The organism is Streptomyces sp. V3I8 (assembly GCF_030817535.1).
Lineage (GTDB): Bacteria > Actinomycetota > Actinomycetes > Streptomycetales > Streptomycetaceae > Streptomyces.
The window spans coordinates 1,180,662-1,198,027 of record NZ_JAUSZL010000002.1 but is presented as its reverse complement, the minus strand read 5'-3'; the positions used below and the strand labels follow the sequence as shown (position 1 = coordinate 1,198,027).

11 protein-coding genes are annotated in these 17,366 nt (G+C 74.0%); 3 read left to right on the top strand and 8 right to left on the bottom strand.

The window, feature by feature from the left end; all coding sequences use genetic code 11:
• Positions 1-6: 6 nt before the first annotated feature.
• Complete coding sequence (locus QFZ75_RS05435) at positions 7-1,047, bottom strand: amidohydrolase family protein (protein WP_307534301.1); 1,041 nt, start codon at positions 1,045-1,047, stop codon at positions 7-9.
• A gap of 101 nt (positions 1,048-1,148) precedes the next feature.
• Here QFZ75_RS05435 and QFZ75_RS05430 point away from each other — a divergent pair, with 101 nt between their 5' ends.
• On the top strand, positions 1,149-2,717 hold the full coding sequence (locus tag QFZ75_RS05430) for a bifunctional 3-(3-hydroxy-phenyl)propionate/3-hydroxycinnamic acid hydroxylase (protein ID WP_307534299.1): 1,569 nt from the start codon (positions 1,149-1,151) through the stop codon (positions 2,715-2,717).
• Positions 2,718-2,758: 41 nt separating this feature from the next.
• Positions 2,759-4,570 carry a fatty acyl-AMP ligase gene (locus QFZ75_RS05425; protein ID WP_307534298.1) on the top strand — a complete coding sequence of 604 codons (1,812 nt, stop codon included), beginning with the start codon at positions 2,759-2,761 and terminating at the stop codon, positions 4,568-4,570.
• Between the two features lie 48 nt (positions 4,571-4,618).
• On the opposite strand, the gene QFZ75_RS05420 is transcribed toward QFZ75_RS05425, so the two are convergent.
• The 3 genes from QFZ75_RS05420 to QFZ75_RS05410 are packed head-to-tail and all read right to left on the bottom strand — an operon-like array spanning position 4,619 to position 7,120.
• Entirely contained in the window at positions 4,619-5,839 is a 1,221-nt protein-coding gene (locus QFZ75_RS05420) for a beta-ketoacyl synthase (RefSeq protein WP_307534296.1), read from the bottom strand.
• Positions 5,829-6,839 carry an acyl-ACP desaturase gene (locus tag QFZ75_RS05415; protein WP_307534294.1) on the bottom strand — a complete coding sequence of 337 codons (1,011 nt, stop codon included), beginning with the start codon at positions 6,837-6,839 and terminating at the stop codon, positions 5,829-5,831. The genes QFZ75_RS05420 and QFZ75_RS05415 overlap by 11 nt, the downstream gene beginning before the upstream one ends.
• Positions 6,836-7,120 carry an acyl carrier protein gene (locus QFZ75_RS05410; protein WP_307534292.1) on the bottom strand — a complete coding sequence of 95 codons (285 nt, stop codon included), beginning with the start codon at positions 7,118-7,120 and terminating at the stop codon, positions 6,836-6,838. The genes QFZ75_RS05415 and QFZ75_RS05410 overlap by 4 nt, the downstream gene beginning before the upstream one ends.
• A gap of 404 nt (positions 7,121-7,524) precedes the next feature.
• On the opposite strand from QFZ75_RS05410, the gene QFZ75_RS05405 reads away from it, so the two are divergent.
• Positions 7,525-8,301 carry a class I SAM-dependent methyltransferase gene (locus QFZ75_RS05405; RefSeq protein WP_307534289.1) on the top strand — a complete coding sequence of 259 codons (777 nt, stop codon included), beginning with the start codon at positions 7,525-7,527 and terminating at the stop codon, positions 8,299-8,301.
• A gap of 51 nt (positions 8,302-8,352) precedes the next feature.
• Here the strand turns inward: QFZ75_RS05405 and QFZ75_RS05400 are convergent, their stop codons facing one another.
• From QFZ75_RS05400 to QFZ75_RS05385, 4 genes are all read right to left on the bottom strand, one after another.
• A complete protein-coding gene (locus QFZ75_RS05400; RefSeq protein WP_307534287.1) occupies positions 8,353-9,150 on the bottom strand; it encodes an oxidoreductase in 798 nt (265 codons plus the stop codon).
• Positions 9,151-9,263: 113 nt separating this feature from the next.
• Complete coding sequence (locus tag QFZ75_RS05395; protein ID WP_307534284.1) at positions 9,264-9,743, bottom strand: nuclear transport factor 2 family protein; 480 nt, start codon at positions 9,741-9,743, stop codon at positions 9,264-9,266.
• A gap of 85 nt (positions 9,744-9,828) precedes the next feature.
• Positions 9,829-11,046: a cytochrome P450 gene (locus tag QFZ75_RS05390; protein WP_307534280.1), complete on the bottom strand. Its 1,218-nt coding sequence runs from the start codon at positions 11,044-11,046 to the stop codon at positions 9,829-9,831.
• A gap of 77 nt (positions 11,047-11,123) precedes the next feature.
• On the bottom strand, positions 11,124-17,297 hold the full coding sequence (locus tag QFZ75_RS05385) for a type I polyketide synthase (protein WP_373466026.1): 6,174 nt from the start codon (positions 17,295-17,297) through the stop codon (positions 11,124-11,126).
• Between the last annotated feature and the right edge of the window lie 69 nt (positions 17,298-17,366).

Sequence of the window (17,366 nt, the reverse complement as noted above, 5' to 3'; positions counted from 1 at the left end):
CGGCCCTCAGCCGGTGCGGGGCTGCACCAGTCTGAACATGAGACGGGCGAGGGTGCGCTGCGCGCCCCGGCGCAGGTCCGTCCGGGGGGCCGGCACCCCCGCCCCGCCGAGACGGGGGAAGAGAGCCCCGGCGCTGGTCCGGTTGACCGCCGTCAGGGTGTCCGGACCGACGCCCGTGTCGAGGCCCGTGGCGAAGTACTGGCCGGCCGGCGCGGGGGCGAAGGGCCAGTCGCTGCCGAACAGGACGTGCCCGGGGCGGGCGAAGGCGAGCAGGGTGGGCAGGGCGGCGGGGCTGGAGGACAGGGCGGTGTCGAAGTAGAAGGCGCGGAAGTCGTCCAGGACGTCCAGCGGGCTGCGGCCGGTGTCGGCGGCGATCGCGACGGCCATGCGGTGGGAGGCGTACGGCACGAAGCCGCCCGCGTGGCCGAGGATGAACCGGATGCCCGGATGACGGCGGACGACGCCGTTCCGTACCAGCAGGTACGCGGCCCGTGTGGTGTCCAGGAGGAAGTCCGCGGCGAACGGCGGAATGTCCTGGACGGCCGGTGCGGGCAGGTCGGCCGGGTGGACCAGCACGACGGCGGCGCGGTCGTCCAGGGTCCGCCACAGGACGTCCTGGCCGTCCGCGCCGAGGTAGGTGCCCCGGTTGTTGGCGAGCAGCGTGACGCCGTCGGCGTCGAGCCGGTCCAGGGCCCGCGCGGCCTCGGCGGCGGAGGCGACGGCGTCGGGCATGGGCAGGGTGGCGAACCAGCCGAACCGGCCCGGGTGTTCGGCCGGGAGGGACGCGGAGAAGTCGTTGAGGCGGCGCGCCAGGGCGACGGCCTCGCCCGGATCGGTGAGGAAGCCGGTGCCGGGTGTGGAGAGGGACACGAAGGCGGTGGCCGTCCCCAGCAGATCCATGAACCGCAGCGCCGCCTCGGCACTCCAGTCGGGCAGGGCGCGGCCGCCCGCCCCGGTGATGCCCGACCTGGCGAGGAGGCCGCGGTAGAAGGGCGGGAGCAGATGCTGGTGGACGTCGATGCGGCGGATGGAGCCGGAGCCGGTCACGTGGCGGTCTCCTGGGTCGGGTTCGGCCGAGTCCGGCCGAAGGCGGGGAACGGACATGAGGGGAACGACATGACGGGTGGTGGGCAACGTTGCCACCGGCCATGAGGGCGACAGGGAGCCAGGACGCCGCGTACGACGTGGCCGTCATCGGGTACGGGCCGACGGGCGTGACGGCGGCGAACCTGCTGGGCGCGCGTGGCCTGAACGTCGTGGTGCTGGAGCGTGACGCCGAGGTCTACCCCCGCGCCCGCGCCATCTCCACCGACGAGGAGGTGATGCGGATCTGGCAGCGCGCCGGACTCGCCGAGCGGCTGAAGGAGGACATGCTCGCTGAGCGGCCGGTGGACTTCGTGGACGCGCGCGGCCGTGTCTTCATCCGCGCCTGCCCCACCCCGCGCGGGCACGGTCACGCGCCGCAGCTGTTCCTCTACCAGCCCGCGGTGGAACGGGTACTGCGCGAGGGAGCGGCCCGCTACCCCAACGTGACGGTGCTGCCGCGGCACGAGTGCCTGGGTGTGCGCCAGGACGCGGAAGGCGTCGACCTGACGGTGGCCGGCCCCGCCGGCGCCCCGGACCGGCTGCGCGCCTCGTACGTCATCGCGGCCGACGGCGGCGCCAGCCGCACCCGGACACAGCTCGGCGTGGGGTACGCGGGGCGCACGTACGAGGACCGCTGGGTGGTCGTCGACACGGAGATGCTCAGGCCGTGGCCGGACCACGACCGGCTGCGCTTCCGCTGCGACCCGGCCCGCCCGGCGGTCGACTGTCCGACACCGCTCGGACACCACCGCTGGGAGTTCCCCGTCCTGCCGGCCGACGACGAGGACCACCTGACGACCGAGGAGGCGATCCACGCGCTGGTGGCCCGCTACGGAATCGGCCCGGACAGCATCAGGAGCGTGCGGGCCACCGTCTACAGCCACCACGTCCGCTGCGCGGACCGCTTCCGGGCAGGACGCGTCTTCCTCGCGGGCGACGCGGCCCACGCCATGCCGCCGTGGATCGGCCAGGGCATGGCGGCCGGGGTGCGCGACGTCGGCAACCTCTGCTGGAAACTGGATTCCGTGCTGCGCGGCGAGCTGCCCGCGTCGGTCCTGGACAGCTACGAGGCCGAGCGCAGACCGCATGTCGTGGAGGTGACCAGGCGCGCGGTGTTCGTCGGCCGGATCATCACCGAACGCCGGCGCCCCCTCACCTGGCTGCGGGACAGCGTGCTTCCGCTCCTCAACCGCGTACCGGGTTTCACCCAGTGGCTGCAGGACTCCCACTGGATCCCCGTCGCCCGCTACGACACCGGACTCCAGGCCCGCCCCCGGACCCGCGCCTCCGGCTGCCAGGTCCCGCAGCCCCGGGTCACCGCGTCCGACGGGAGGCACGTACGGCTGGACGAGGTGCTCGGCGGCGGCTGGCTGCTGCTGCACGCGCGCACCGCCGCCACCCCGCAGCCCCGGTGGAACGTCCCGTCCCTCACCGTCGTGCCCGCCGGGTCCCGCCCGGCGGCGGACACCGTCGTCGACACCGACAACATCCTGCTGCCCTGGCTCGCCGCACACCGCGCGGCCACCGTCGCGCTGCGCCCCGACGCCTACGTGTACGCCGCCGCCTCCGCGGGCGCCGAACTCCCGCCGCCGCCGGCCGGATTCGCCCCGGCCCTCGTGCGGCTGCCCTGAAACGCCCTTTTCACCGACCGAGACAGAGGAGAACCCGGACCGTGTCGGCTTCACTCACCGAATCCTCCCAGGCCGTCGACGCAGTGCCGGCCTGGTCCGCCCTGCCGGCGCACCATCCCGTGGTGCGGCTGCGCGGCCTCGCGCACGACCGGTCCTCCGCCGTCGCCTACCGCTTCGTCGGCAGGCGGGGCGGAACCGTGGACGAGCCGCTCACCTGGACCTACGGCGAGCTGGACCGCCGGGTCCGCGCCGTCGCCGCCGAACTGCGGTCGCGGTGCGGGGCCGGGCGCCGGGTGGCCCTGGTGTACCCGCAGGGTCCGCAGTACGTCGTGGCCTTCCTCGCCTGTCTGTACGCGGGAGTCGTCGCCGTCCCCCTGTGCGAGGCCGACTCGGTGTGGGGCGCCGAGCGTCTTTCGGCGGTGCTGTCCGGTGGCGGCGTCGAAGCGGTGCTCACCGACGACGCGGGCGACCAGGACGTACGCCGCCTGCTGGCCGGCGACCCGCGGCTCGCCGCCCTCGACGTGGTCCGGACCGACCAGGTGCCCGGCGACCGGTGCGACGACCGGCTTCCCCCCGACCTGCGTCCGGAGGCGGTCGCGTATCTGCAGTACACCTCCGGGTCGACGTCCGCGCCCCGCGGCGTGCAGATCACGCACGGCAACATCGCCCGGGCCGTGGCCCAGTTGAGTACCGCCTCCCGGACCGGCCCGTCGAGCGTCGTCGTCAGCTGGCTGCCGCTCTACCACGATCTGGGGCTGATGGCCGGGGTGCTGGGACCCGTCGGGCTGGGGGCCTCCTGCGTCCTGATGGGGCCGGCCGACTTCATCCGCAGGCCCCTCACCTACCTCGGCGCGATCAGCCGGTGGCGCGGCACCATCACCACCGGGCCGTGCTTCAACCTCGACCTGTGCGTGGAGCGGGTGAAGGGAACCGCGCTGGACGACCTCGACCTGTCCAGCCTGACCACCCTGGGCAACGGCGGTGAACCGGTCCGGGCGTCGAGCCTGCGCCGCTTCACCGAGCACTTCGCGCGCTGCGGGTTCCGCCCCGAAGCGCACACCCCGTCCTACGGTCTCGCCGAGGCCACCCTCGTGGTCACCTATGTGCCCGTGGACGAGGCACCGCGCGTGCTCACCTGCGACCGGGAGGCCCTGGCCCGCGGACACGCGGTCGTCACGGACACGGACACCGCCGTGGGCACGGGTGCGGCGGCCGAGCGGGTCGTCGAACTGGTCAGCTGCGGAGTGCCCGTGGAGCAGCGGGTCTGTGTCACCGACCCGGCCGGGCAGGTCCTGCCCGACCACCGCGTCGGCGAGATCTGGACCTGCGGCGGCAACGTGAGCCCCGGCTACGCGGGAGACCCCACCGTCGGGACCTTCCACGACCGGCCCCAGGGGATGGGCGACGACGCGGACGGCGCCTGGCTGCGCACCGGGGACCTCGGCTTCCTGGCGGACGGTCAGCTGTACGTGACCGGCCGCGTCAAGGACGTCGTCATCATCAACGGCCGGAACCACTGGCCCACCGACCTGGAGGCCACCGTCTCGGCCGCCGCGCCGGCCTTCCGGCCGGGCCGGATCGCTGCCTTCCGGTTCGAGTCCGCCGGCCGTGAACGCCTGGTCGTGGTCGCCGAGGTGAACCTCAGGGCCGTACGCGAGCCGACGACGGGCGCGGACGCGGAGCGGGCGGTGCGCACGGCCCTGATGACCAGGCACGGTGTCGATTTGCACGAGCTGGTTGCCGTGCGGGCCGGAACCCTGCCCATGACCAGCAGCGGAAAGCTCCGGCGCACGGCATGCCGGGAGGCCTACGAAGCGCACCGGTTGGTCCGGGCGACCGCTCCCGGGCAGTGACGACACGTCAGGACCACGTCCGGGCACCCCGCAGGAAGGGGCCCGGTGTCACACCGTACTGAGGAGCAGCGCCGCGTTCTGTCCGCCGAAGCCGAAGGACGTGGACAGCGCGAGGTCGAAGCGGGCCGCACGGGGGCGGCCGGTGACCACGTCCAGTTCATGCCCTGGATCCTGCTCGGCGAGATTGGCCGTCGGGGGCACCTCCTGGCGCTCCAGCGCCAGCACGGTGAACGCCGCCTCGATGGCCCCGGCCGCCCCCAGCGCATGGCCGACGACGCTCTTGGACGCCGTCACCGCGGGCGGGGCCGCCGCGAAGACCCGCCGGAGCATCCTGGCCTCGGCGGCGTCCCCCAGCACAGTCGCCGTGCCGTGCGCGTTGACGTGTCCGACCTCCTCGGGTGCGCGTCCCGCGTCGGCCAGTGCCTGCCGCACCGCCTGCTCGGCGCCCCTCCCCTCGGGGTGCGGCGCCGTGGGGTGGTGGGCGTCGGCCGAGGCGCCGTAGCCGCACAGCAGGGCCCGCGGGCGTGCTCCCCGGGCCCGTGCGTGGTCGAGACGTTCGAGGACCAGTACGGCCGCTCCCTCCGCGAGGACGAAGCCGTCGCGGTCACGGTCGAAGGGCCGTGCGGCCCGTTCGGGCCGGTCCGTACGGGAGGACAGCGCACGCATCTGCCCGAAACAGGTGGCGGTCATGCGCGACCACGAGTCGCTGCCGCCCGCGAGGACGACGTCGCACATGCCGCCCAGCAGCATGCCCCGGGCCACACCCAGTGCCGTACCTCCCGACGCGCAGGCGCTGGAGACGGTGAAGTTCGGTCCCCGCGCCCCTACGTCGAGGGCGATCTCACCGGCCACCATGTTCGGCACACTGCGCGGCAGCGCGAGCGGTGAGACCGCCCTGGGGCGGCCCTCGCCCAGCCTGGTGAACTCCGCGACGTAGGTGCGCAGGCTGTTGGAGCCCACGCCGAGGACGACTCCGACGCGTTCCGGGGGACAGTCCCCGATGCCGAGCCGCGCGTCCGCCACCGCGCGGCGGGCGGCCACCAGGCCGAGATGCGCGAACCGGTCCAGGCGGCGGGTGAGCCGGGGGCCGAGCTCCGTCTGCGGCTCGAAGTCCCGCACATCGCAGGAGATGTCGACGGGCAGTCCCTCGAACTCCGGGTTCCGGGCGGCCAGCGACCTGCCCCGTACCAGCGTCTTCCAGTTCGTGTCCGGGGTGTCGCCGGCCGGTGTGATCAGGCCGAGGCCGGTGACGGCCACCTCACGACCCATGGGGTGCCCCCGCCTTGGTGTTGTTGCCCGGCAGGACACCGCGGTCCACGAGACTCCGGCGCCGGCCGCGCAGTTCCTGAAGGCGCCGGCCCTTGTCGGCGAGCGTCTCCAGATGCCGGCCGACGCGGTCGAGGGCCTCCTCCCCGCCGGGCCCCAGGCCGGAGCGCTCCATGAATCGCAGGCTGCGCAGCAACGGCATCAGCACGCGGTCGTGGTGCAGGGCCGCGTCGTAGATGCCCTCCGCCGCGATGCGCGCGGCCCGGCCGCCGAATCCGGGGATGCCGTGCCCGGGCATCCGGAAGTCGCAGACGACGTCCGCGAAGGCGCCGGCCATCCGGTCCGGAGCCAGGTCGAACGCGTCCGCGCAGACGGTCCGGTAGAAGATCATGTGCAGGTTCTCGTCGGCCGCGATACGGCTCATCAGCCGCGTCCCGTGCGGATCCCGGCAGGCCTGGCCCGCGTTGCGGTGGGCCACGCGGGTGGCCAGCTCCTGGACCGTGACGTAGGCCAGCGCGTGCGCGACGGTGGGCTGCCCGCTGTCGTAGCCGGTGCCCACATGTGCCATCCGCGCACGTTCCAGCTCCACCGGGTCCACGCCGCGTACCGCGTGCAGGTAGCCGCGCAGGGCGTCGGAGTGCCGCCCCTCCTCGGCGGTCCAGCGGTGCACCCAGCTTCCCCAGGCGCTGTCCCGTCCGAAACGCGAGGCGATCTCATGGTGGTAGCTGGGCAGGTTGTCCTCGGTGAGCAGATTCACCAGCAGCGCGTCCCGCACGGCCGGGGTCAGCGCCGACTGGCCGGGCTGCCACGGTTCGCCGTCCAGGGGTCCGTCGAAGTCGCGGGCGCCGCTCCACGGAATGTACTGGTGCGGAAACCACTCCTGGGCCTCCGCCAGATGCCGGTCGAACTCACGGGCGACGACCGGTTCGAGCTCCGTGAGCAGATCGACGCGACCGCGCACGTGCGTGACGGCGGTGCGCGCGGGGATGCGATCGGCGGTCATTCGGGGCTGTGACCCTGCGAGCCATTCACGGTGGAGCCTCCGACGGCGCGGGCCACCTGCGTGAGCGTGTCGGAGGCGGAGAGGTCGCCCATCCGGTCGTGCATGTCGACGCCGGTGCGCTCCTCCAGGATCACCGTCAGCTCCATCAGCCCCAGGGAGTCCAGGCCGAGTTCCCCGACGGTCGTGGTGGGGGTCAGCTCGTCCGCCGGAAGGCCGAAGTGCTCCTGCAGCAGAACCGCGACGTCCTGCACGTCGAACACCTGGTCCGTCTGTTCCGTCATCGCCCTGCTCCTGTCACGTCGAACTGTGGTTTCGCGCTCCCAACTACCACCGGCCCCGGGTGGTTACCGACGTCACTCATAAAGACCAGGTCCGCATACTCCGAACCGCGGAACGCCGCCGGATTCGGAATTCCCGGGGTCCCCGTCATGGGCAGGAAAACCGCCCCGGTGAACCGCTTCCGGTCCGTCGCCGGCCGGCAGCGCCGCTTCGGCGTGAAGCGGCTGTGCGCCGTCCTCACCTCTCGACCGCGGGCGTCCGGACGGCACCTGTGGAGTTTCCGGGATCGCCGCCGGAGGAGGGCCTTCGGGTGGTGTTCCGGCACTCTTTCCCGAGCCGCCCCAGCCGCGTCCGGAAACCTCTCCCGTACGGCGGTGCGGCCCCTTCCCCATGCCACACTGCGGCTATGACGCATATGGCGAACGGTATGCACGAGCCCGGCCGCAGCGACGACGCCGGACCGGCTCGGACCTCCTGGCCCCGGTACGGCGTGGACGCCCCGGGCTTCGTCTCGACCCTCGGTGCGGCCGCGGCGGCCTTCGGCCTGGCATCCGTGCGGTGGCGAAGGGGACGGGCGGTGACGGCGGCCGCGGGCGCGCTGCTGACCGCCGGCACCGGCATATACCTGCACACCACACTGCGCGGGAAATTAGCCATCTGGGAGAAGGAGCTGGACCGGGCCGGCCTCAAGGGCGACGAGGAGCTGCTGGACCTGGGCTGCGGGCGTGGCGCGGTACTGGTTGCGGCGGCGGAACGGCTGCCGGACGGGAAGGCCGTCGCCGTGGACCTGTGGGCGGGCAAGGACCAGAGCGGCAACCGCCCGGAGATCACTCTCGCCAACGCCGCCGCGGCCGGGGTGGCGGACCGGGTGGAGGTGCACACGGCCGACATGACCGCGTTGCCTTTCGCGGACGACTCCTTCGACGTGGTGACCAGCGCCCTGGCGATCCACAACATCGAGCCGCCCGAGCTGCAGTACCAGGCGCTGGACGAGGCGATGCGCGTGCTGAGGCCGGGCGGCCGCCTGATCGTCGCCGACTTCTGGTTCGCCGCTCGGAGGTACGTCGCCCACCTCGGCGGGGACAGCACCCTGCGCCCCCTGGGCCCGGGCTACTGGTACGGCAGTCCTTTGCTCGGCATCAATCTCGTCCAGGCGACCAAGAAGGACTCCCGGCGGACGTGAGCCGAGGAGGGCGAGCGGGCCGAGGCGCCGGGCGCCCCGGCCGCGGCGCCCTCAGGCGGTGGCGAGAGCGCCGCCGTCCACCACGTACTCGGCGCCGGTGATACGGGAGGCGCGCTCGGAGGCGAGGAAGGACACCAGATCGGCGACGTCCTCCGGCTCGCTGGTCCCCTTCATGGGGGCGCCCTCCATCTGGACCATCATGTGCACCACCGCGTCGCCGTCCTGCCCGGTGGCGCCCTGGATGCTGTCCGCGACCAGGCTCATGGCCGAGGTCCGCACCAGCCCGGGGAGCACGCTGTTGACGCGGATGCCGTGCGGGGCGACCTCGGCGGCCAGGCCCTTGGCGTAGTGGAGGAGCGCCGCCTTCGCCGCGCCGTAGTGCAGCAGGGCGCCGACCGGCCGCCGGGCGACCGTCGACGCCATCTCGATGATGACCCCGCTGCCCTGCCGGAGCATCGACGGCAGGACCGCCGCGTCCAGCCGTACCGCGGCGAGGTAGTTGCTCCTGAGGGCTTCCACCCAGTCCTCGTCGGGGATGGCGGCGTGACCGCCGAGGTGGGGCATGCCGCCGCTGCTGGCACCGCCGGCGTTGTTCACCAGGATGTCCACCCCGCCCAGGATGCCGAGGGCCGCGTCGGCGAGTTCGCGCACACCCTCCGGGGTGCTGGAGTCGGCGGTCACCAGGCGGACCGAGTCGGGGACGGGCGCCTCCTTGCGCGCGGAGGTCACCACGGTGGCCCCCTCGGCGACCAGCCTGCGGACGATGGCCAGGCCGATGCCGCGGGTGCCGCCCGTCACCAGCGCGCGCCTGCCTCGCTGGGGCGCCGCCGCGTCGTTCACGTGGGTCATGGTCTCTTCCCGTCTTCGCCGGTGTTCCCGTGGTTCCCGGTGATGTGCGCCGGTGTCCGTCGTGGTCCGCGGGGGAGCGCGGCGCCAGGGGCGCCGCGCTCCCCCGGGTGCGCTCAGTGCCGTCCCTGCTCCGGCCGGGCGGCCTTCGACTGCCGTTCCGCCGCGAGGTCCAGGATGTTCCGGTTCCCCTCGGTCCAGAGGATGGTCATCGCCAGCTCGTCGATGCGCCAGCCGGTGCCGGCGCGCACGAGGTGGAAGCGGTAGGTCCCGCCGATGCGCCACAGCGGGGAGCCCATGGGGTTGTCGAGGCGGTGCGTCGCCTGGAACGAAGCGGTGCAGTGCGCGGTGTCACCCTCGAACGCCACCAGGTGATTGGTCATCAGGTGGTGGGAGGCGTCGTAGCCGCCGAGCACCGCCTTCCAGGAGTCGACGAGTTCCCTCGCGGTCACCGTGGTCGGTGAGCCGCCGAGCAGACTGGTGTGGTCCAGCAGGACCTTGGGGGTGAACAGGGTGACGGCCCGGTCCCATTCGTGCCGGTCGCTGTGCCATCCCATGCGGTCACAGATCTCGACGACGGCGTTGCGATCGTCCATACGTGGTTCCTCACCTGTAAGGGCCGTTCAGGGCCGTGGGGCGGCCCTGAGGGTTCGGGCGGGTTCGGGGGCCGTTCCGGAGCGGCTACCAGGTGACGGGGAGGTCGTGCAGTCCCTCCAGCGTCATGCCGACCTTCATGGAGACCTCGTCCATCGGCACCGCGAGCCGCAGCGTGGGGATCCGCTCGAACAGGGTGCCGAAGAGGATCTCCAGCTCGGCCCGGGCCAGGTTCTCGCCCAGGCACCTGTGCGGTCCGTGGCCGAAGCCCAGGTGGCCCTGGGTGTCCCGGTGGATGTCGAAGGTGTCGGCGTCGTCGAAGACCGCCGCGTCGCGGTTGGCCGCGGCGGTGGACAGGATGACCCCGTCGCCCTCCTTGACGGTCCGGCCCGCCACCTCCACGTCGGCGGTCGCCACCCGCAGCGTCGTCAGGTCGGCGATGGACAGGAACCGCATCAGCTCCTCCACCGCACCGGGCAGCAGCTCCGGGTTCTCGCGTATCTCGGCGAGCTGGTCCGGGTGCTGGAGCAGGGTCAGGGTGCCCAGGCCGATCATGCTGGTGGTCGTCTCCTGACCGCCGATCAGAAGGGCGACCATGAGCTTCGACACCTCGGTCGAGGTCAGCTCGCCGGTGTTCAGCCGCTCCGTGACCAGCGTGCTCAGCAGGTCGTCGCCCAGGTTCTTCCGCTTGGCGTCCACCACCTGTACCAGGTAGTCGAGCAGCTCCCGGCCGGCCGCCACCGCCTGTTCCAGGTCCGGTGCCTGCATGATGCCCTGGGCGTGCACCTCGAACAGCTCGTGCTCCTCGTAGGAGATGCCGAGCATCCTGCAGATCACCCGCGACGGCAGCGGCCTGCCCAGCACCGCGATCAGGTCGACGGGAGGCTCCAGCCCGAGCAGTTCGCCGATCAGCTCGTCGGCCATCCGCTGGATCATCGGACGCAACCGCTCCACCTGTTTGGCGGTGAAGCGCGGCAGCAGCATGCGGCGGCGCGCCCGGTGGCGTTCCCCGTCCAGCCCGAACAGCTCCTGGGTGAACTCCGGGAAGTTCCTCTCCCGTTCGGCGAGGATCGGGAACGCGGGATTGTCGTGGTCGGAGGAGAACATCGCGGCGTCGGCGAACATCGCTCGCGCCTCCCGGTGCCGGGTCACCAGCCACGCGGTGCTGCCGTCGAAGAGCCGCACCTCGGCCAGCGGGCCCTGCCCGGCCAGTTCGGCGTACTCGGTCGGCGGGTGGTAGGGGCAGCTTCGCCTCATCGGGTACTCGTGCAGTCCGGGGCCGGTCACGGCCGGTTGTTCGGTCATGTCGGAGAACCTCTCTCGTCTCTTCTTCCGCTGTTGCCGTTGCTGTCGCCGTGGTGACGGTGGTGGGCGGGGCGGGGTCAGCCCGGTGGAGCGGCGGGCCGGGCCGTGAGCCAGTCGTGGACGGCCAGCGCGGCCGTGGCGGCGTCGTCCTCCACGATCGTGAAGTGATCGCCGGGCACCTCCCGGACGGCCATCGGGAACGCCGGTGTCCGTTTCCAGGCCTCGGCCGGCACCTCGGGCGCGCCCGGCACGGACGGCAGCGCGGAGGCTGCCTGGACCAGCAGGTGGGGTGCGCGGGTCGGAGCCGGGGCGAAGTCGGTGAACAGCCGCAGATAGGCGCCCATCGCGGTCCACCGCACATGGCCGATCCGGCCGAACGCCTCTTCGCGGTCGAACATGCCCCGGGTCAGCGCCGGCTGGATCAGCGGGAGTCGGCTGTCGGCGAAGTACGTGTCCAGCAGCACGACGCCGGCCGGGTGGTGGCCCGTCCGCTCCAGATGGACCGCCACCGCGTTGGCCAGCCAGCCCCCGGAGGAGTAGCCGACCAGGACGTACGGTTCTCCCGCCGCGTGCCGCAGCACCGTCCGGGCCTGTGACTCCACCATGGCGTCGAAGTCGGCGGGCAGCGGCTCGCCCTCGACGAAGCCCGGCACCTGGAGCGCCGACACTCCGCGGACACCTGTGAGCGCCGTGCCGAAGTGGGCGTACTGGAGCGGGCTCGACGAGGCCCCGACCGTCGGGAAGCAGAGCAGGGCGGGGCGTTCGGGGCCGCTCGCCAGCCGCACCGGCTTCCGGTCGGTGGCGTCCCCGGCCGTGAACGCCGGCCGCAGCCGGGAGGCGGCCGACAGGAACGCGTTGCCCTCGTGGATCCGGCCCTGGGCGACGGCCGCCCGGTACAGGACGTCGATCGTGTCCCGCGGCGGGGGCGCGTCGTCGGCCCCGGCGGCCGGGGCCTCGTCCAGCAGCTCGTCGAGCCGTTCGGCGAGCCCGGCCGGGGTGCGGCTGTCGAACACCACGGTGGAGGGCAGCCGCAGACCGGTCGCCCCGCCGAGGGCGTTGCGCAGCTCCACGGCGGTCAGCGAGTCGAATCCGGACTCCAGGAACGGTCCCGAGGCGTCCAGGGCCTCGGGACCGGTGTACCCCAGGACGCTCGCGGCGTGGGTGAGCACCAGACCGAGGAGTTCCGTGCGGCGCTCCTCGCCGTGCAGGTCGGCGAGCCGGGGCCGGCGCAGGGCCGGTACGGAGGCGGGAGCGGGCGGTGGCGCGGGTACGAGTCCGGCGAGCAGCGGTGGCAGGTCCGTGCGCTCCGCGGCGGCGCGGAGCGCGGTGGTGTCCGTCCGCAGCAGGACCACCGCGGGCTCGTCGCCGGACCGGGCCGCGTCGAACAGGTCCAGGGCATCCGCGGAGCGAAAGGCGCGCACCCCGTCGCGGGCGAGCCGGGCGAGACCGTCCGCGCCCAGGACGCCGGTCATGCCGCCCTCGTCCTCCGCCCACGGGCCCCAGGCCAGCGATACGGCCGGCAGTCCACGGGCGGTGCGGTACCGGGCGAGCGCGTCCAGGAAGGCGTTGGCCGCGGCGTAGTTGGCCTGGCCGCCGGCGCCGAGGACCCCGGCCGCGGAGGAGAACAGCACGAATCCGGCGAGGCCGGCGTCCTGGGTCAGCTCGTGCAGGTACCAGGCCGAATCCAGCTTGGCCCGCAGTACGGTGTCGGCCTGCTCCGGGGTGATGGACGTCAGCACGCCGTCGTCGGTCACCCCGGCCGCGTGCACGACCAGGGTCAGCGGATGCGCGGCGGGGAGGCCGGCGAGGAGTTCCGCCAGCGCCTGCCGGTCGCCCACGTCACAGGCGGCCACGGTGGCCTGCGCGCCCAGCTCGCGCAGTTCCGCGACCAGTTCGGCGCTGCCTTCGGCGGCGGGGCCGCGGCGGCTCACCAGAAGCAGACGGCGGGCGCCGTGCCGTTCTGCCAGCCGGCGGGCGACCTGCCGCCCGAGGCCGCCGGTGCCGCCGGTGATCAGCACGGTTCCCCGCGGGTCGAACGCGGGCTCCGGATCCGTGCGCAGGGCCGGTATCCGGGCGAGCCGGGGCACGAGGAGCCGACCGGCGCGGACCGCCGTCTGGGGTTCGCCGGTGGCGAGCGCGGCGGCCAGGACGTCCGCGGAGGCGTCGCGGCCGTCCAGATCGATGAGCGCGAACCGGTCCGGATGCTCCGTCTGCGCGGATCGGACCAGGCCCCACACCGCGGCGTGGGCCGGCCTCGGCACGTCGTCCGCCGCCTGCGCGGCCACCGCCCCCACGGTCACGAACACCAGCCGTGCCCCCACGGCTTGGGGCTCGCCGAGCCACCGCCGCATCGTGTCGAGCGTGGCGTGCACGGCCTGGTGAGCCGCCTCCACGACGGTCCCGCGGTGCGGGTCCACGAGGACGACGACCCTGTCCGGCACCGGCCCGTCGGCCGGGGCGCCGTCGGCCAGGAGGGCCTCCAGCGGGTCCGGGTGACGGCTCACCCGGTGGCCCTGGGACTCCAGAGCCGCGGTGAGGCCGGCGGGGATCGTGCCGACCAGCGCGCAGTGCCGGACCGGTGCCGTCGGGCGCCCGGCGGGTTCCGTCCAGTCGACCCGGAGGACGCCGTCGTGCCGGGCTCCTCGCGCCGCCCGGATCTGCTCGCGGGAGACGGGGCGCAGCGCCAGGCCGCGGACGGCGACGACCGGGCGGCCGTCCGGGTCCCAGGCGGTCACCGCCAGACTGCCGGGGCCGGCCGGGGCCAGCCGGACCCGCAGGGCCCGCGCCCCGGTGGCGTGCAGCGTCACGCCGCTCCAGGAGAACGGCACGACCGCCCCGTCCCCGCTCTCCATCGGCCCACCGGCACCGGCACCGGCACCGGCGCTGTGCAGCGCCGCGTCGAGCAGCGCCGGATGCAGCCCGAACCGGACGGGCCCGTCGATGTGCTCCTCGGGCAAGGACACCTCGGCGAACACCTCGGCGCCGTCCCGCCAGGCCCTGCGTACGCCCCGGAACACCGGCCCGTAGTCCAGGCCCACGGCGCCGAGCGCCTCGTAGAGACCGGTCACCGGGACGTCGACCGCGCCCGCGGGCGGCCATACCGCCGGTGCCTTCGGCTGCTCGTCGCCGGCGGCCCTCAGGAGCCCGGCGGCGTGCCGGGTCCAGGGGGCCGCCGCGGACGCGTCCTGCGGCCGCGAGTGAATGCTCACCGGCCGGCGCGCGGCGTCGTCCGGCGCGCCCACCATCACCCCGATCTGCACGGCACCGTCTTCTGGCAGCACCAGCGGCGCCTCCAGGGTGAGTTCCTCGAGGTCGGGCCGGTCCGTCTCGCGGCCCGCCGTCAGTGCCAGCTCCACCAGCGCCGCCCCCGGCAGGACGGGGGCGCCGAGCACGGTGTGGTCGGCGAGCCAGGGCAGTTCCGCCGTCGACAGCAGGCCGGTGAACAGGGTTCCTTCGCCCGTCGGCAGCTCCGCGGCGGCGCCCAGCACCGGGTGTGCCACGGCCCGCTGGCCGGCCGGACGGGGCTGTCCCGCCCGGTCCTCGGGGGTCGGGTCGAGCCAGAACCGGCGGCGCTGGAAGGGATAGGTGGGCAGGTCGACCAGGTGTGGTCCGGCGTCCGGCAGACACGCCCCCAGGTCCACCGGCACACCCCGCACGTACAGCCGGGAAACGGCCGTGACGAGCGTCTCCTCCTCCGGCCGTCCCGCCCGGACCGTCGCGGTCACCGTCCCGCCGTCGTCCTCGGGCAGGCAGCCGTCCACCATGGGGGTGAGCGCCGCGTCCGGTCCCACCTCCAGGAACGTGTCGACGCCGCTGGCCCGGAGGGTGCGGACGGCGTCGAGGAACCGCACCGTGTGCCGCGCGTGCCGCGTCCAGTGGTCCGGGGAGCGCAGCTCCTGTGCCGTGACCTCCCGCCCGGACAGGGTCGACACCACCGGGACACGCGGCGCCCGGAACTCCAGTCCTGCGGCGACCTCGCGGAACTCCGCCAGCATCCCGTCCATATGAGGGGAGTGGAACGCGTGGCTCACCCGCAGCCGCCGGGTCCTGCGCCCCCGCCCCGCCAGCTCGGCGGCGACCAGGAGGACCTCCTCCTCGTCACCACCGACCACCACCGCCGACGGCCCGTTGACCGCGGTGAGGGCGGCCCGGCCGTCCAGGTCCGCCAGGAGCGGCAGCACTTCCTCCTCGCTCGCCTGCACCGCCACCATCGCCCCGCGGGACGGCAGTTGCTGCATCAGCCGGCCGCGCTCGGTCACCAGCAGCGCGGCGTCCGGCAGCGACAGGACGCCGGCGACGTGGACAGCGGCCAGCTCGCCGATCGAGTGGCCGGCGACGAAGTCCGGCCGCACCCCCCACCGTTCCAGCAACCGGAACAGCGCCACCTCGAAAGCGAACAGCGCCGGCTGGGCGTACCCGGTCCGGTCCAGCAGCCCGTCCGGCCCGCAGCCGCCCAGCATGAGTTCCTTCAGCGGCCGGTCAAGGCGTGCGTCCACCTGCTCGGCGACCGTGTCCAGGGCGTCGGCGAACGCCGGGAACGCCGCGTAGAGAGCCTGTCCCATCTCCTGGCGCTGGCTGCCCTGGCCGGTGAAGACGAAGGCGAGCTTCGGCCGGCCGGCCACGCCCTGCACCAGACCGGGCGCGGTGCCCCCGTCGGCCAGTGCGGCCAGTGTCCGGCGCAGCGTGGCCCTGTCCCGGGCCGTCACCACGGCGCGGTGGCCGAGCGAGGGGCACCGGCTCAGCGAGCGGGCGGTGTCGGCGAGCGGGACGTCGGTCCGCCCGTCGAGGTGCGTCAGCAGGTCACGGGCGCGGGCGCGCAGCGCCTCGGCGCTCCTGGCGGACAGCGCCCACGGTGTCACGGCGCCCGTGTCGAGGACCTCCGCGGCGTCGGCGGGACGCCGCTCGGCAGCGGGAGCCTGTTCCAGGATGACGTGGGCGTTGGTGCCGCTCACGCCGAAGGAGGAGACCCCGGCGCGGCGCGGGCGGCCTTCGTCGGGCCATGCGCGTTCCTCGGTGAGCAGTCGTACGGCGCCGGCCGTCCAGTCCACGTGCGGGGTCGGTTCGTCGGCGTGCAGGGTGCGCGGCAGCACGCCGTGCCGCATCGCCATCACCATCTTGATCACCCCGGCGACGCCGGCGGCGGCCTGGGTGTGCGCGATGTTGGACTTCACCGAGCCTAGCCAGAGCGGGCGGTCCGCGGGCCGGTCCCGGCCGTACGTCGCGAGGAGGGCCTGCGCCTCGATCGGATCGCCGAGCCGGGTCCCGGTGCCGTGCGCCTCGACGGCGTCCACGTCGGACGGCGCCAGCCGGGCCCGGGTCAGCGCCTCACGGATCACCCGCTGCTGCGAGGGACCGTTCGGCGCGGTCAGCCCACTGCTGGCGCCGTCCTGGTTGACGGCGGAACCGCGGATCACCGCAAGCACCGGATGGCCTTCGCGCCGTGCGTCCGCCAGCCGCTCCAGCACCAGCATCCCGGCGCCCTCGCCCCAGCCGGTGCCGTCGGCCGCCGCGGCGAACGACTTGCACCGGCCGTCCGCCGCCAGGCCGCCCTGCCGGCTGAACTCCACGAACACCCCGGGCGTCGACATCACCGTCACCCCGCCCGCCAGTGCCAGCGAACTCTCGCCCGAGCGCAGCGAGTCGGCCGCCAGGTGGAGCGCGACCAGCGAGGACGAGCAGGCGGTGTCCACCGTCACCGCGGGTCCTTCGAGGCCGAAGGTGTAGGACAGCCTTCCGGACGCCACGCTGCCCGCGCTGCCGTTGCCGAGATAACCCTCCAGTTCCGCCGGCGGCTCCCGCAGCCGCCCCCCGTAGTCGCTGTACATCACCCCGACGAACACCCCGGTACGGCTGCCGCGCAGTGCCCCGGGGTCGAGGTGCGCCCGTTCGAAGCCCTCCCAGGCCAGCTCCAGCAGCAAACGCTGCTGCGGGTCCATCGCGAGTGCCTCGCGCGGGCTGATCCCGAAGAACTCGGGGTCGAAACCGGCGCAGTCGTCGAGGAAACCGCCCACCCCGGAGTGCGATGTGCCCGGCCGGCCGGTGCCGGTCCCCAGCAGCCGGCCGATGTCCCAGCCCCGGTCGGACGGCAGTGCGGACAGGGGGTCGCGGCCGTCGGTGACCAGCCGCCACAGCTTCTCCGGGCTGTCCGAACCGCCGGGGTACCGGCAGGCCATGCCGACCACGGCGATCGGTTCGCGCGCCCTCGCCTCCACCTCCTCCAGGCGCAGTCGCGTCTGCTGCCCCTCCGAGATCGCCCGCTTGAGGTACTCACGCAGCCTGGTCTCGTTCGTCATGGGTGCCGCTCCTTCCGCACGATCGGC

What these genes read in the sequence shown, in the direction of transcription:
- QFZ75_RS05405 (WP_307534289.1), top strand. Translation starts at nt 7,525, where the DNA reads ATGACGCATATGGCGAACGGTATGCACGAGCCCGGCCGCAGCGACGAC.
- QFZ75_RS05430 (WP_307534299.1), top strand. Translation starts at nt 1,149, where the DNA reads ATGAGGGCGACAGGGAGCCAGGACGCCGCGTACGACGTGGCCGTCATC.
- QFZ75_RS05400 (WP_307534287.1), bottom strand. Translation starts at nt 9,150, where the DNA reads ATGACCCACGTGAACGACGCGGCGGCGCCCCAGCGAGGCAGGCGCGCG.
- QFZ75_RS05395 (WP_307534284.1), bottom strand. Translation starts at nt 9,743, where the DNA reads ATGGACGATCGCAACGCCGTCGTCGAGATCTGTGACCGCATGGGATGG.
- QFZ75_RS05415 (WP_307534294.1), bottom strand. Translation starts at nt 6,839, where the DNA reads ATGACCGCCGATCGCATCCCCGCGCGCACCGCCGTCACGCACGTGCGC.
- QFZ75_RS05420 (WP_307534296.1), bottom strand. Translation starts at nt 5,839, where the DNA reads ATGGGTCGTGAGGTGGCCGTCACCGGCCTCGGCCTGATCACACCGGCC.
- QFZ75_RS05390 (WP_307534280.1), bottom strand. Translation starts at nt 11,046, where the DNA reads ATGACCGAACAACCGGCCGTGACCGGCCCCGGACTGCACGAGTACCCG.
- QFZ75_RS05410 (WP_307534292.1), bottom strand. Translation starts at nt 7,120, where the DNA reads ATGACGGAACAGACGGACCAGGTGTTCGACGTGCAGGACGTCGCGGTT.